This window comes from Geodermatophilus obscurus DSM 43160, assembly GCF_000025345.1.
GTDB classification, from domain to species: domain Bacteria; phylum Actinomycetota; class Actinomycetes; order Mycobacteriales; family Geodermatophilaceae; genus Geodermatophilus; species Geodermatophilus obscurus.
The window spans coordinates 3,655,283-3,670,187 of record NC_013757.1; the positions used below are offsets into that span (position 1 = coordinate 3,655,283).

Annotated in this window: 12 protein-coding genes; 8 read left to right on the plus strand and 4 right to left on the minus strand. The window is 66.2% G+C overall.

Features of this window, described 5'->3' with window-relative positions:
- The first annotated feature begins 626 nt into the window (after positions 1-626).
- The 3 genes from GOBS_RS17020 to GOBS_RS29790 all read left to right on the plus strand — a co-directional run bounded on the left by GOBS_RS17020 (position 627) and on the right by GOBS_RS29790 (position 4,784).
- Positions 627-3,683: a tetratricopeptide repeat protein gene (locus tag GOBS_RS17020; protein ID WP_012949499.1), complete on the plus strand. Its 3,057-nt coding sequence runs from the start codon at positions 627-629 to the stop codon at positions 3,681-3,683.
- A 479-nt stretch (positions 3,684-4,162) separates the two neighbouring features.
- Entirely contained in the window at positions 4,163-4,366 is a 204-nt protein-coding gene (locus GOBS_RS17025; protein WP_012949500.1) for a hypothetical protein, read from the plus strand.
- A 253-nt stretch (positions 4,367-4,619) separates the two neighbouring features.
- A complete protein-coding gene (locus GOBS_RS29790) occupies positions 4,620-4,784 on the plus strand; it encodes a helix-turn-helix domain-containing protein (protein ID WP_424954961.1) in 165 nt (54 codons plus the stop codon).
- A 62-nt stretch (positions 4,785-4,846) separates the two neighbouring features.
- Here GOBS_RS29790 and GOBS_RS26455 read toward each other — a convergent pair whose 3' ends face one another.
- Both GOBS_RS26455 and GOBS_RS27630 read right to left on the minus strand, forming a co-directional pair.
- Entirely contained in the window at positions 4,847-6,112 is a 1,266-nt protein-coding gene (locus GOBS_RS26455) for a toll/interleukin-1 receptor domain-containing protein (protein ID WP_012949501.1), read from the minus strand.
- A 230-nt stretch (positions 6,113-6,342) separates the two neighbouring features.
- Entirely contained in the window at positions 6,343-6,495 is a 153-nt protein-coding gene (locus tag GOBS_RS27630; RefSeq protein WP_012949502.1) for a hypothetical protein, read from the minus strand.
- 168 nt (positions 6,496-6,663) lie between these two features.
- Here GOBS_RS27630 and GOBS_RS17030 point away from each other — a divergent pair, with 168 nt between their 5' ends.
- The 3 genes from GOBS_RS17030 to GOBS_RS17035 all read left to right on the plus strand — a co-directional run bounded on the left by GOBS_RS17030 (position 6,664) and on the right by GOBS_RS17035 (position 8,448).
- Positions 6,664-6,900 carry a hypothetical protein gene (locus tag GOBS_RS17030; RefSeq protein ID WP_166487432.1) on the plus strand — a complete coding sequence of 79 codons (237 nt, stop codon included), beginning with the start codon at positions 6,664-6,666 and terminating at the stop codon, positions 6,898-6,900.
- Positions 6,901-7,448: 548 nt separating this feature from the next.
- Complete coding sequence (locus GOBS_RS27635; RefSeq protein ID WP_166487433.1) at positions 7,449-7,922, plus strand: hypothetical protein; 474 nt, start codon at positions 7,449-7,451, stop codon at positions 7,920-7,922.
- A gap of 58 nt (positions 7,923-7,980) precedes the next feature.
- Positions 7,981-8,448 carry a pentapeptide repeat-containing protein gene (locus tag GOBS_RS17035; protein ID WP_166487434.1) on the plus strand — a complete coding sequence of 156 codons (468 nt, stop codon included), beginning with the start codon at positions 7,981-7,983 and terminating at the stop codon, positions 8,446-8,448.
- Between the two features lie 656 nt (positions 8,449-9,104).
- Here GOBS_RS17035 and GOBS_RS17040 read toward each other — a convergent pair.
- Together GOBS_RS17040 and GOBS_RS17045 are read right to left on the minus strand one after the other, a co-directional pair.
- Complete coding sequence (locus tag GOBS_RS17040) at positions 9,105-9,578, minus strand: PDDEXK family nuclease (protein ID WP_012949505.1); 474 nt, start codon at positions 9,576-9,578, stop codon at positions 9,105-9,107.
- 27 nt (positions 9,579-9,605) lie between these two features.
- A complete protein-coding gene (locus GOBS_RS17045; protein WP_166487435.1) occupies positions 9,606-9,905 on the minus strand; it encodes a hypothetical protein in 300 nt (99 codons plus the stop codon).
- Positions 9,906-11,003: 1,098 nt separating this feature from the next.
- Here GOBS_RS17045 and GOBS_RS26460 point away from each other — a divergent pair.
- On the plus strand, positions 11,004-11,906 hold the full coding sequence (locus GOBS_RS26460; protein ID WP_166487436.1) for an SIR2 family NAD-dependent protein deacylase: 903 nt from the start codon (positions 11,004-11,006) through the stop codon (positions 11,904-11,906).
- 1 nt (position 11,907) lies between these two features.
- Positions 11,908-14,289: a tetratricopeptide repeat protein gene (locus tag GOBS_RS26465; RefSeq protein WP_012949507.1), complete on the plus strand. Its 2,382-nt coding sequence runs from the start codon at positions 11,908-11,910 to the stop codon at positions 14,287-14,289.
- The last annotated feature ends 616 nt before the right edge of the window (positions 14,290-14,905 follow it).

Consider the following 14,905-nt stretch of genomic DNA (forward strand, 5'->3'; position numbering starts at 1 on the left):
GTCGACATGTCGCCGCTTTGAGTGCGTCAAGACAGCGACATGCGGACGGCGACGTCTAGCGTGCTGGGCGGACGTCGGCGCCGCCGAGGCGGTGCCTATCGGAAGCACCGCGACGGGCCCACTCATGACGATCGCAGCGCGTCTGAGGATTGCTGCAGGGTCGGCTTCCTCGGCGGGCCGTCCGACCACGGCCGGGTCGGGGGGCACGACGGCGCCCCCCGACCCGGCAGCAGGTCCGTCCTGGAGGGACCGCGCCGGGCGGCGACCTATGTCCACGGTGCATCTCACGGCGCCATCATCTGTTCCGAGTCACTCGGGGGGAGGTCGACGTCGTGGCCGCCGAATCACCGCACAGTCGCGATGACGCGATGGATCGAGGTCCGGGCCCGGCAGTCCCTCACAGCCCATCGGCCGACGACAGCGGAGGCGCCAGCGCACGTCCACGTCCAACGCGCGCAGGACGCGTCGCCGTCGCGCTCGGCGCGATCGGTCTCGCGGCGGTCCTCGGGCTCGGACCCGTCAGCCACCTGGCCACCGCGGAGCCACCCGCCCTCGACGGCTCGTCGACGAGTGTGAGTGACGGCCAGATCCACGGCGACACCGCCCCCACCGTCCAGGATCTCCCGATGGGACTGCGAGACGGGACGAACATCCGCACCGCCGAGGACATCCAGCCGTACGCCGTCGCTGCCCTGGGTGTGTCTGGCGCGGACCGGTTCATGACCGTCCTGCGCTCCCCCGAGGACCTGGCCATCGTCTTCGAGGACGACGACGACGTTACCGAGCGCTATCCTTACCAGCACCTGACCCTGGACCCGATCCTCGACGCCTCGCTGAGCCGAAGCTCCGCAGTTGAGGCTGCCGCGCTCGGGGCCGCACTGACGCTGCTGGCAGCCCGGCCGGACGAAGGGGTCGACAGCGCGCCCGCCGCCTTCGCGGTGCTGCTCCGGGCCGCGCGGGCCGGGAGCTGTCCCGCGCAGTTGAACCTTTTGCTGCTGCTGGCCGCCGACGTGAACACGACCCCCGCGATCCTCGCGGCGGAGCAGCAGCAGGCCAACGCCGCCTGTCCCGGCGACCCGACAGCCGACTGGCTGGTCGGCCAGCGACAGCTGAGGTACGACCCGGTGGCTCCGCCGTCCTCGGACGGAGAGCTCCGCTCGACCCGGACGCCGGACGGCGTCGCCACGATGCAGCAGCTCGTCGCTCGCAACCCGACGAGCGTCGCCGCGCTGACCGGGCTCGGTGACGCCTACCTGAGCGCCGCCATGTACCTCGCGGACTCTCAACCCTTCTCGGCTCGCAACTTCTTTTGGCAGGCCCGGGACGCCTACGACTCGGCGGTGCAGCACGGCGGTCGCCAGGCAGCCGCTCCGGGGCTGGCACGTGCGCTCATCGGATTGGGGGACCCCGAGGCGGCGGCCCGGCTGCTGGAGCCGCTGGCTCGCGAGAACGTTGCCCCCGGCCCCCTCCTCGAGGTCCTCGTCGCAGCTCAGGAGGCCGCGGGGACCTTCGACCGCGCCGAGCTCACCGCGCGGAGGCTGGCCGACCTGGGACCGGCGGCATATCCGGACGCCCGCGCATTGATCCCCGTCCCCCAGGGCACGTACCGGGCCGCGACTCTCCAGGACACCTCACCGGCGCTCTCCCTCGGAGCGGACCGGCTCTCGCCGTTCACCGAGTTCGTGGTCGAGATCCCCATAGGAGGCGGCGCGGACGTGGTCGACAACTCGTTCATCCCGACGTTTCGAGAGGACGACAACCTGACCGGGACCTACGGCGCCTGCGCGGAGTGGAGCTGGCGGCGGGACGCGGTGCTGGCCGGCCATGCGGAGCGCGCGCTGGAGGACTGGCCCGAGGAATTCGTCGGGGCTCGGCCCGGGTTCCAGGACGGATGCGTGGTAATCAGCGGCGACTCACTCCGAGCCGTCGCAGAGCGGGACACGAACGGCTCGACGAGGACCGACCTTCTCACCGACGAGATAGCCGACGCCCACCAGAACCTGCTCCGGTGGGCCGGCGACCTCCCGGCTGCCCGGGAGGTCGCCGAAAAGTGGCAGGCCCGACGAGGAGACGGCAGCGCACTCCCCACGGTCCGTGTCGCCGAGATCGCGTTCCTCCAGGATCGCTTCGACGACGCTGCCGCTGCCTTCGACCAGGCCGCCCGCCGCGAGCGGCTGTCTGACTGGAGCAACGATCTGGCCGTGTTCGAGGCGGACCTGGGCCGCGGCGCCGCGCTCGCCGCGGCCGGGCGGGAGTCGGAGGCGGAGGCGGTCCTACGGGCGCTCGACCGGCCGGCTACCACGGGTTACGCCTACCAGTTCGAGTCCGGCTCCCAGGCGACGGCATTGGAGTTCGCCACGGTGTCCTACTACGCCAGCCTGCAGGTCGGTGACCTGGCGCGCCGGGCAGGCCGACTCTCGGCCGCTCGCGACGACTACGAGCGGGCGCTGTCCTGGCTGCCCCTCTTCGTCAAATCTGACATCTCCGTCGACCACCCCGAGGTGCTGTACAACAACGCGGCGCTCGCCCATCTAGGGCTGCGAGACTCCACGCGGGCGTCGGACCTGGCGGCACGAGCGCTCGCCGCGGATCCGGACAACCCCGCCTTCCTGATGACCAGCGGGTTCATCGCGGATCGGCAGCGGCGATTCGGGGTCGCCGCGGAGCACAACCGGGCGGCGCTCCGCAGTGACCCCGGCGCGTACCCCGCGGCCAATGATCTGGGGGTCCAGCTCGCTCGCCTAGGGGAGCCGGCGGCGGCTCGGCGCGCCTTCCGTCAAGCCATCGGTGCGCGTCCCGACTACGCACTGGGCTGGTTCAATCTGGGCGTCCTGGAGTCCTCCGCCGGCCCCGTTCGCCTGCTGTCCGCCCAAGACGCCCTCGGCAGGGCCTATGCGCTTGACCCGACGCTGCGCGACCGGCGCCGGGAACTGTTGATCGATGCATCCGTCTACCGGACCGCCCTGGACCTGTCAAAGCCCCTTCCGCCCGCGTGGAGCTTCGCGGACGTGCAGCGACGGGCGACGGCGACGTCCGCAGGGCTGCTCGTCACACTCGGCCTGGGGCTGGGGCTGGCCCGAGCCGCCGGCCGGCAGGGGACCCAGTCTGCGCAGGAGTGGCTGGAACCGCTGCACCAGCGGTTACAACGGATCCCCGGGCTCAGCCGGCTGCGTCATCCCGCGTGGGGGGTCGCCGCGACGGTCGTGACCTTCGTGCTGGCCGTCCTGCGCCGACCTCCGGGAGTCATCGAATCCGTCGCCTACGTCGCGGGCATCCTCGCGCTGACAGCTGCCGCCATCGGGGTACGCATCGTGGTGGCCCGACGCAACCAGCTCTTGGCGGCCCAGGGCACCTGGTTACCCTCGGCCGGCTTCGGCATCGCGACCGGAGCAGCCGGACTTCCCTGGGCTCCGCTCCCTGTGGTCAAGGCCAAAGACGCCGACGCGCGGTTGCACCTCGCCGCGCCTCTCCTCCTTGCCGTGGCCGCGTTGCTCCTTTTCGTGGAGGCAGCCTGGCTTCGAACTCCGCTGACCGAGGCATGGGCGCTGGCCGCGCTCACGATGGCCGCGTCCCTTCTGCTCCCCATTGATCCGCTCGATGGCGCCCACACCGGGAAGGCGGGGGTCGCGGCGACGGCCGGCGTCGTAGCCGGGGCCGTGCTCGTGGCCCTTGGACTGCCCTGACCTTGATATGCGGTCGAGGCCGGTGTCCTTTGCGGGCGTCATCGGCCTTGGTCGCATCTCGGGACGGGTGGGCGCGGCCGGGATCGAACCGGCGACCGCTCGCTTGTAAGGCGAGAGCAGCACAGCGGTGGCAAACACGCAGGTGGGAGGGCGGGTGGGGTGGTGCTCTGAGCCGCCCGATCCGCACTGTTACGTGGTCTCTGGGCACTCTCTTCCGCCCGACCCCACCAGTTTGTCAACCACGGCGTGCCGTCTCTCTCTGCCGCCGCTCTGCACCGCCAACGCGGAGGGTGGGGTGGCGAAGCGGCACCTGCATTACGATGCACGGCCTTGCGACTCTATCCACTGCATGGTTATTCATGTAGACGCACGTGCACGCACGCGCACACAAAGGCGGACCAGGTGTTGATCTTGAGAAGGATGGGGCAGAGATCTCCACCCCGTTGCGAACCGTGACGGATCCGGGGAGCCTCCCCGGCGTGACGATCCGGTGGTTCACCGACGCCGACCGGCAGGACATGCGCGACGCGGCCGAGGAGCGGCAGGTCTTCTACGAGTTGCTGGACAGGTACCTGCCTATGCATGTCCTGACGCCCGAGGAGCGGGACGAGGCGGTTGCGCACTACCCGGAACACGGGGAGAGGATGAGCACCTTGCGGATCGACCCGTACCGGCGCAGCTAATACCGCGTCAGGCAACCTTCGCCCTGAAGGCAGCCTATGGGACAGGGGCTGTCGGCCAAGGCTTGCGACGGAAGCGATGGGACTGTCTACCGTCGCGGACGCCTGCCGGGCAGATCCTAGGCGGGAGGCTGACGGGCTGCGGACCGGTCAGCCGTCTCGGGCGGATCAGGATCTCGCGGATCCGCGTTGACGTCGAGGAACGGATCGCGCAGCACCTGGCGGAGGGGTCATCGGCCTGGCGGGGGCCAAGCAGCTGGGGATCAGTCGGCAGACGGTCTACAAGTGGGTGCGCCTCCGCCGGGCCGAGGGCCTGGCCGTGCTCCGCCGCTTGATCAACCGGGCCTGCACCCACTACCGCTGGCCGACCCGATCCAGCATCCAACGACTCCGCCAACGATCAATTGCCGGTCGCCCATAATCCGAGTGGCGAGTGGTGCTTAATCTGGCAGAAAATTGCGGCAAATTCGCGAGAGGTCTGGATTAGGGAGTCTTATGTGGATTAGGCGCACCTGCGCTCGACGCGAAGGGTCGGTCGCCTCGGAGCGCAAGTCTCGCCGTGGCGGCCAATATGGCTACCGTGAACCCGCATAAGAGCAGTTGTGCATTTAGAATCGGTGCCAACGGAGGGTCGGAGTAGATTCGCAACCAGACGGTGTTTGCCAGTACGAAGGCGGCGCCCCCCGCCCATCCCGCGAGGATCGCGCCTTGGAGCGCACCTTGAGTAAAGGCCACAAGAGCAGCCAGGATGACGGAATAGGCCAGTACCATCGGGTCTGAGAACTTAAGGGTTCCAAAGTCGGAATCAGATGTCGGAATGGTGCTACCGACTAGGGATAGGGCCACAGGGGCAAAGGCGCCGACAAGAATCAACATAGGGCCGGCTCTGTCGGTTGGGCGCTGGTAACCAAAGCGCTCATCAGGATTCACCGCCAGCAGGAGTGCAACCAGTCCAAGGGCCACGACGATGGCCAAGACTGGCACCGATTCCGACCCCCACCCAAATGGGTCCCGCACCTGCGCGCTCCGCCACATCCTGAGACCGATGAATGGAGAAGCGCCAAGTAAGATTCCGCCTCCGATCGCAATCGACGGTCGCGTTCGGGCTGCCAAAATCCCAACTCCGACGGCGCCGACGGCGACAGCAGCTATCGAATCGGCAATAAGAGTTGGTAACCACTCTCTGAACGCCCCCGTCACGGATAGGAAACTTTCGGCTATGAAACTTCCGGCAGCCAGAATTAGCAGGAGTCCGGCCGTCAGCGAGAGGCCGCGCCAACGAAGTCCTGGGTCTATCTCCGAAATGAGACGCGCCACATCGTGGTGGAGGCCCTCGAAGTGTATGGTAAATGCATGGCGGTCTGCTAGCTTGGCCAAACTCTTAGGTAGTTCCGACCGACGTGGCATGACGGCACCGTTGGTCAAGACTGGAATTACTCGGACGTCACGCTGAAGGGCGGCCTCAATTTCCAGGCGCACGAAGTCATCAGGATCCTCAAGACGCCGCTGGCCCTGCGAGTCCGTCATCCTGAGCCATTGGGGGCCGATGACTGCCAGCAGCACATCGCACGCGCCTACCTTGCTGGCAATTACTTCGCGCCATTTTAGGCCAGGCCCCATCTCGACATCAATAAATACACGCTGCTTGCCGAAGTGATTGGCTAGCTTGTCATATAAGTGGCCAGCGAGAAAGTTTGCTTCCTGGCGCCGATAGGAAATGAAGATGCGGCTTGCTCCCCCTGTAAACACAGATGATGCACCTCCGGCGCTATGGCGGCGGACCAGCATACCGACGTGGAGCCACCGAAACAGCTGACGTCGGCCCGCCGGTTCGAGGAATCGACGGGCGCCCCCGAAACTGACAGGCGATGGCCCCCGAAGGCCACCGTCGAGAGCTTGCGGCTGGCGCCCTCCAGGGCGGGCAGCGGCGCGGCACTAGCTACCCGCGCTCCTCACGCCTGCCTGAACGGGTTCAGCGGTCAGCCCATCCGGCGGGCGCAGCGGGTCAGCCGGTGTGCGATCTCGCGACGGTGCACGACGCAGAACTCCACCGGGCCCGGCAGGGTGACGGCGACCTCGCGCCGGGCCTCCCGGAGGACGGTCAGCAGCTCGGTCAGCGGGTCGGCGGGCATGTTCGTCTCTCCTGCACACCCCCACGATGAGGCAGGGCCGTGGCGTGTCAGCTCCCTGCCGGACGGAGGATCACGCAGGGGGTGACGGGGAGCTAACACGGGTGGTTACCTCCCCGAGCGCCGTCGGTGGGGCGGCGGTACTGATCATGAACCGGAGACACTGATGTGATGGGGCTGCGCTGGAGCGCGCCGAAGGTGGTCCTGCGGGGTCGTCACCGGGACGGGGACCCCTTCGTCCTCGCGCTGTGCGCCCTGGGCGGCTTCCTACTCGCCTCGGCCATCACGTTGACCGGCTGGGATTTGTCGAACGTCGTCATGGGTGCGGGGTCGGTGCTGGCCTTCGCCCTGGCGGGGCGGCTGCGGCGGGGCGGCGTAAAGACGATCAAGGAGGAGAACGACCAATGACCCTGCTAACGCTCGCCGCGTCGGCGTGGAAGTGGATCGCGACCGTGGTCACGATGCCGGTGTGGCTGCCCGTGGTGGCCGCACTGCGGCGGGCGGAGGCCCGGTCGTGAAGCTCACCGGACGGAAGAGGGGGGAGCCGATAGGGCCGCGTCAAAGTCGGAAATGCCTGGTCTGACCTGCGGAGATGGTCGACACTGGCCCCGGTGAGGCGCCTGAGCCTTCCCTATAGCTCCCTGCCTGCAAGGTCAGCACCGGCCTTCCGCCCAGGTCAGAGTGACCTGATGGTTCGATGCGCCGACAGCACGGCCATGTTGACTCCTCGCCGCAGCTCGTCCTCGGCGGAATCTACGCAGCAGATGCCTGCACAACGACTTGACGCGGCCCTGGATAGGCACCGGGGCGATGCCGGCCCACTCAGGGGACACTCTGGCCCCCGCGTGAGGCTGAGGTGGCCAACATGGTCGACAGGGTCCCCCTTGCGGATGGATAGTCTCGCAAGAAGACCCCACGGGCAGACTGGCCCGTTCACGAGGGACCAATGACGCGATGTGGCGAAGAAGACACGTACTTTGGGCGCTGTGGGGCGTGGCTGTCGCGGGTCTCATCTTTTCGTCTTCTGGGGTGGTCCATGGCTCTTCACCCAGCATCCGAGCCATGGACTCACGGCCGAGCAGGAACTCAAGGCCAAGAACGACGTTCGCACGACGCTGGTGCAGAGCGTCGGCCTGCTCGCCCTACTCGGCGGGGTTATCAGCTACCGCAACCAACGACTTCAGCAACATGACCAGGCCCGCGCCGCAGCCATGACTCTGGCCCAGCAGATCACCGACACTTACACCAAGACTGTTGACCAACTCGGCCACGCTCAGGCCCAGGTCCGCTCAGGCGCGCTGTACACCCTTGAGAGCCTCGCGCAGGAGAATCCTGCACGGCGGCCAGACCATCGTCAACATCGTCTGCGCTTACCTCCGGATGCCCTACACCCCGCCTGGGCAAAACGCGTCGAGCCCGGACCCGACTGACCGCCTGAAGGATTTCACCGACCAAGAGCGAGAGCGAGACACAGCCCGGGAGCTCCAGGTGCGCCAGACAGCACAGCAGCTTCTCGCCGACCACCTCCGCCGTCCCCCCTACATGTCGTACGACGAAGAGCAGCGCACCTGGGCCTCCCGCGAGGTGACGTTCTGGCCGCATATCAGCCTCGACCTCACTGGCTCCACCCTGGTCGACCTAAACCTGAACGACATGTCAGTCGTCCGTGCAATTTTCACGAGAGCATGCTTTCTTGGTGACGCCTGTTTCAGTGGGGCGAACTTCTCCGGCGAGGCGAACTTCGACGCGGCAACATTCTTCGACGGGGTCAAGTTCGACGGGGCGAGTTTCTCAGACGACGCCAGCTTCACCGGTACACGCGTCCTGCGCCTCGACGACCCGGACCTCAACAAGGGCGGCAAGGGCGCACGCAGGGTATGGCCGGAGCAATGGATCATTCACCCTGACGCAGACGACCCGAGGCGAGGCACGCTGCTTCCTTCAGCACTGGAGTAAGCGGGGGTTGACTTCGTCACGTGGAGGTGAAGTCGATGCTCAAGGTCCCCGCCTGGCAATAGGCTCGCCACCTGAGATAAGCCCTCCAGCCGCCTTCAGTTTGCGTTGTCACCGGCCCGAGGATCAACCCCATTCGTACCGGGGCTGACTCTTGGAGCCTGCACCCATGACCCTGACCACCGGCACCGCCGGACCCCCGAGCAGGTCGAGAGCCTGCTCATCAAGCCTGTCCTCGCTGCGTCCGTCGCCCTCAACCCGTCCTGCTCGCGGGTGCTCCGGCCGACTGCCCCGTCCGTCAGGCTGCCCGCCGAGTGGGTCGTCACCGCCGTCCGCCGGGACGCCAAGGTGAAGGCCGACCGCTCGGCGTTCTTCACCTCCGACCGGGTCGCCGTCGGGGCCACCTGCCGGGTCGGCTTCGGCCTCCCTCACCCGGCTGCTCTGGTCCGCATCCGTGTGACGCAAGCTGACCGACCGCTTGGGTCCGGCGTCAACGCCACGGGGACCCGCCGACCCGAAGAACCAGCGGGCCGATCGCCGGAACGATGGGAGCCAGCGAGCCCCGGTCCCTTGAAGTGGCTCACCAGCGCCGGAGCCGGGAACGGCGGAGCCCCCTAGGCAGGTCCGCCCAAGGGGCTCCGAGCTGCGGTGATCCACCGTCATGGGGCCGTCAGCCGCTTGAGGAAGTCACGCACGAATCTCTCGACCTCGTGCTTCTTGGTCACGTCCTCGACGACGATCCGGCCGACCTTCCGGATGCCCGCAAGCTCTAAGAGGTGGTCGCGGCTGGCATCAGCGGCCCGCCGACCCTCTCGGCGATGGTGGGGACCGTCTACCTCGATGACACCGGCCCGACCCCCATAGGTAAGCAGGAAGTCCAAGTGCCACGTGTGGTTCGGCGGCATGAAGACGCCGGGCAACGGAGCGATCAGGAACGTCTCGCCGTCCCTCTCGGCCAGCGACGCCTGCACCTCGCGGAGGACGCGGTAAACCTTCTCCTCCTCCACGTTGGTGACGTAGAGACCGTCCTGCATCCGACGGGCAGGGTCCAAGCGGACACGCTGTCCCTGGTTGGAGGGGGGCTCGGCCGCCAGGTCGCGCGCGAGCTGCTCGCGCCAGTCGTCGCCGACCACGGGCAGCACCTCCCACACGCGCCGCGTTCACGCCGTCCCCGTAGTGATCCGGGCAGTGTCCAGGACGTCCACGATCTCGGTGATCCGTTCCTCGGTGACGCGGTACAGCAGGAAGGTCTCGACGTCGAGCACCGCCACGATCCTGTAGGTGGGGGTCCACGTGTCGGACTCGAAGCCGACGTAGTCCTTCTCGTAGGTGATGGCCTCCACGTCCAGCAGTAACGCCGCCGCATGGTCGTGGCCGCGCTTGTGGAGTAGCTGGGCTGTCTGGCCAAGGTCCCGCTCGGCCCGCTCGGCAAGCAAGCGGTCGACGGTCTCCTCGCTCAACCCGTACTCGTCCGGGTCGCGCAGCTGCTGATCGAGGCAGGGGGCTCGCTCACGGTGCGGAACTATCTCAGCATTGTCTGACACTTCGCGGAGGCGTGTGAACTCATGTAGTTATCCGACGGCCTCCGGAGCCATTGCTAGTCAGCCGACTCAACGGTCGCTGCGTCCAGCACGCTGAGGGCCGCCAACGCCTCCAATGCGCGCTGCTCCCCCCAGTTCTCGGTCATGTTGTGGGTGGCAGGCTTACGAAGGAGGGAGAAGACCCTCGGGCGAAGAACAGTCTCCCGCCCTGTAGTGCCTTCTCGAACGGTCGTCCGGGGGTGGCCGGGATCCGCAGCCGTGGCTTGCCAGGAGCGGGCGGCCGGTAGCTCAGCGCCTCGGTCATCAGCGCGTCGTCCGCTACGTCCCAGCGGTCCAGCGGTCCGGCTTTGTTTGCACCTTGAGGCTCAGGTTCGCGGCGGCAGCAGCTACCGCCTGCTGGCAATGCTTGCTCGACCACAGGGGCGCGGCGGTCTCCCGCACCCACGGGTGGAGCGCCTGGGAAGCGAGCTGGGGTCCGGCTGGGGCGAAGGCTTGCCTCACTCACCGCCTCCCGGTCACGGATTGCGCCCTCGGGACGGAGAATCGCCTCGCGGTGTCGCTGGCGGCTGGCTCGTATCTGGCCGTCGTCCAGTAGAACCACGTACCGGCGCAGGTAGCCAAAAGCGAAGCGGCCCTCCACGGACAGCGAGGCTACGAGCAGCACCGTCGAAGGTCGGTAGGCGGACGGGGTGGCAACAACTCTGTCGTTCCGTCCGCGTCGCGAAGGCCAGCGGCTCCCCGGCCCTTCGAGCGGGGGTGCTGCTGGCCATGCGCTACCGGCTAGGCGCTCCAGTCAGCTGACACGGTAGGGGCAGGCTGCTGCAGCTCCGACGAGTACGCTTCGACGACCAGCGCACGTCACCAGGTGGGGAGTCCAGTGCGGATCCGCTTGTTCCGGCGATCGCCTGACAGCCTACGAGCGACGTCTGGCACCGTCTACACGTGCTGCCCCGCTGTTGCGGCCCTATCAGGTTACGCCGGCTGATCGACTTGGTGGCGGCCCCCTATCTTCACGACGTGGGTGACCCGTGGGTCTACGAGCAACTACGCGCGGTCCGGGACCGGCATGACCTAATCCTTTTCGCCGGTGCCGGTCTTTCCGCTCAGGCCCGAAATCAAGATGGCCAGCGGCCGCCGCTGTGGCGTCCATGTATTGAGCAGATGCTTGCATGGTGTGAGACTGAGGGGCTCATTGCTTCATCTCACGGAGATGAGATTCGAGAACTGCTCGCGTTGGGATTCCTACCCGAGGCGGCCCAGGAGATTGAGGACGCAGTCAAGCCGGTCTCCGTGGGAGCGCTACAACGCTGTTTGGCCGAAGTATTGCTCTACGACTCGGCGGAGACAAGCCTTGCTCATCGGCGTGCCGCACGGGCTGGATTTCGAGCCTTCATAACGACGAATTATGATGATCTGCTTGAGACCGCGTATGTCCGGACTCAGCGGAAAGTGCTGCCGAAGTACTACGAGGACACCCTGGACAATGTGCTGGACTCCTGGAGAAGTCGACAGCCATTCATCCTGAAGATGCACGGCGACGTTTCCCGCCCTGGGCTTCTCGTGCTGGGTAATCGATCCTACGAGCGGGCCATCCACACCAACGGTGCCTTTAGTCGCGTTGTTGAGACCTTGATCGGCGCATCATCGATACTATTCGTTGGTTACGGCGCGGGGGATCCGAATTTGGAGGGCTTGTTAACGCGGGGGGCTCTCTTCGATGGTCGCAGTAAGCGACACTGGCTCTTAGCTCCAGCCGCATCAATGCCAGCGCTCCGCGCTAAGCGGCTCTGGGCCGACAAAGGAATCAATGTGGTGACCTACAAGGGGAGCCACGTCCACGTCGAAAGGTTTTTCCAACGCCTAGGTGCGCCAGTGACCTCTCCGGCAACACTCAGAATTCCAGCAGCGTTGGTGATCTAAGGTGACCTCTCAGGGGCAGGCTGCACGCTTCGATTGCTTTGTCAGCTACACCCTAGCGGACCGGGCGTGGGGGGAATGGCTGGCGTGGCAGCTACGTGAAGCGGGATACACCGTATTTTTAGACCCATGGGATATAACGCCCGGTGTCGACCTCATTGATAGCTTTCGGGGCGTGACTGAGGCGGCAGATGTTGTCCTAGTTGTTCTTTCCGATGTGGACCCCGAGTTGGCGGTGTTCTCGCGCGCAGAATTGTCGGCACGTGCGTTGCGCGTGGGTGGTCTTGGGGCCATCCTGCCGGTACGGGTGTCTGGCGACAACCCCAGCGGGATATTCGCCGGACTGCGTTACCTCGACCTAGTTGGGTTGGATGAGGCTAATGCGCGAGACGCCTTGCTCGACGCGCTATACGGCATAGAGGCCGCGCATTCGACTCGTGGTGCGGCACGGGTCTCTATCGACGATGAAGCACCAGCCTATCCCAGTCATGCCCCGTCATTCTCGGTGCCGCTAGCGCCCTCCAGTCGATTTGTCGGAAGGGACGACGACATGCTCAGGCTTGACCGAGCGCTGGCGACGCGGCCCAGGCGAATGGTGGCTCTCTCGGGCGTTGGAGGCATAGGAAAAACTCGGCTCGCCGTCGAGTACGCTTACTCGCGACGTTGGAACTACGAGGTTGTTTGGTGGCTTCGAGGCGAGTCTCAGGCCAGCCTGATGGAAGACTTGGGGAAGCTAGCAACAGAGGGGCCAGCGGCCGGTCCTTCGCGCACACAATCCTCAACTCTGGAGCAGAGGGCTAAACGAGCTCGCGCTTGGCTCGCGGCCAATAGGGGCTGGCTGCTTATTGCAGATGACCTGAAGGATCCTCGTACGCTTACGGACCTGCTCCCGGAGCCGATTGAAGGTGACGTCATTATCACGACGCGCACCCAATCCTTGACTGGCGGTGTAACGGCCGTCGATCTGGAGCCGCTCAATCATGAAGGCGCGGCCAAACTTCTTGAGAGCGAGGCACTACCCTCGGGCATATCCCGGGCGGATTTTGAGCGGCTCACGGCGCACCTAGGGGGCCACCCCCTGTCGTTGAAGCTCGCCGCAGCCCAGCTGACGCACACCCGTATGAGTGTGGACAGCTTTATATTCCAGCTCGAAAAGGCTGATGCTGACGCTGTAAGCGGCGCGGAGCGATCGTTAGAACTAGCGGTCGGCAACAGCCTTCGGATGCTGAAGCAAGAGGTGCCGGTAGCCCATGCTCTGCTAATGCTTTGTTCCTTCTTAGATGCTTCACCTCTGCCTACTGGGCTCGTCGTGGAGAACCGCAGATCGCTGCCTTCGGCGCTTAGGCGCGGCCTTGCCGATCCTTCATCCTATGTTGCTGCGGTTGAGCACCTTCAGAGCGTCGGGTTGATAACCGCGCGTGGCAACGGATTGCTCGTGCACCCGATGGTCGCCGCGATAGCACGCAGACAGTTGAGTGGGCGGGACCGGCGGCGCTGGGCGCAGGCGAGCGTGCGCTTGATGGATGCATGTCTTCGAATCGATGCGAGCCGCCCCAAGGACTGGTCGCTTGTTGGGCAACTCATACCGAATGCCGTAGGGGCTAGCGAATACGCGTCACGCGAAAGTGTGGGTCTGGAAGAGGCGACCCGGCTCTTGTCCTGGGCGGGGTCTTACCTTCACACACGCGGAGATACCACGCGGGCGCTCCCACTTCTTCGGCGCGCAGCCGACCTCGCAACCCGGTTGTCAGCTCCAGGCAATGCGGGGGCTGAGAGCCCTTGGGGGAACCTCGGAGTTGTGTTGTTCGCCCAAGGGGACTATGAGGAGGCTCGCCGGCACCTAGTTCGGGCCCTGCACGTCGCAGAGGAGGCGTACGGTCCCGAGGCGTCGGAAACGGCGAGACGTCGGGAGGATCTAGCCCTAGTGCTGCGGGCGCTTGGTGAGCGTGCGGCCTCACTCGATCAACTGCATATGGTTCTTGGCATCCGAGAGCGGACCATGGGCCCTGATGACCCGGAAACGGGTAAGGCGCATGTTAATCTCGCTGCAGTGCTGCGTGAAAGTGACGACTCAACCGGTTCCATGGATCACCTTCGGGTTGCACTAGGCGTCTTCGAACGGGCGCTCGGTCCAGAGTCGCGCGAAGTTGCCGCTGTCAGGAGCAGCATGGCTGTCCTGCTGCGTGAGCAGGGTGAGCTTGAGGGCGCTCGGGCCAACTTCGAGGCTGCCCTTCGAATCTACGAGCGGGTCCTGGGCCCCCGACACGAGAACTGGGGCAGAGTGCATCAAGCCTTGGCTGAAATTTACAGGGAGCTCGGAGACCTGAGCCGGGCGGAAGAACATGCGGTGACGGGCCGAAACGCCATAGCGGATCCCGGTCGGTGATGAAGCCGAGACCTTCCTGCCAGTGCTACCGCCTGTGCACGGGCAGGAAGAACAGGGTGAGGTCGCGGCTTCGCCATGTACGGCAACGGCACAGTCTCGGCAGCCGGTCAGTGTGATGCGCGCCGGGGGATGACCCGAGGCATCTAGTGGTCATCCGAGTAGAGCAGCGCGGCGAAGGCTGCAAAGGTCCGAGAGCGGTCCGTGTTGGCCAGTCGGTATTCGCTGCGGTTGGTCCCGCCCTGCTGTTCTACGATGCCGCTCTCGCGTAGCCGCCGCAGGTAGCGGCGGGCGGTGCGGTCTGGCAGTCCGGTCTAGGCGCTTTACCGTGGCCGGCTTGACCCACGTGGGCGCGGCAGCGGCCAGGACCCGCACGACGGCGGTATGGCCGGGGGTGACGGTGAGCGCGGCGGCCCTGTTGCTGTTCCCGGCTTCCGTGCTGGTCATGCCGTGGAAGGTACGCAAACTTCGCCCAACGAGTGGCCCAGGTAGCCCCTCCGGTACAAGCTCCGCTCCCCGGCCTCCCCGGCCTCCCCGGCCTCACCAGCCGGGACCACCACCACCGGAGGACGCCGTGCCCACCTCCCCCACTCTCTGCCCACCACCCCAAACGGCCCGC

Bases quoted from the DNA above. Each gene is read 5' to 3' on its own strand.
- GOBS_RS17020 (WP_012949499.1), top strand. From the start codon at position 627: ATGGGACTGCGAGACGGGACGAACATCCGCACCGCCGAGGACATCCAG.
- GOBS_RS27630 (WP_012949502.1), bottom strand. From the start codon at position 6,495: ATGCCCGCCGACCCGCTGACCGAGCTGCTGACCGTCCTCCGGGAGGCC.
- GOBS_RS17030 (WP_166487432.1), top strand. From the start codon at position 6,664: ATGGGGCTGCGCTGGAGCGCGCCGAAGGTGGTCCTGCGGGGTCGTCAC.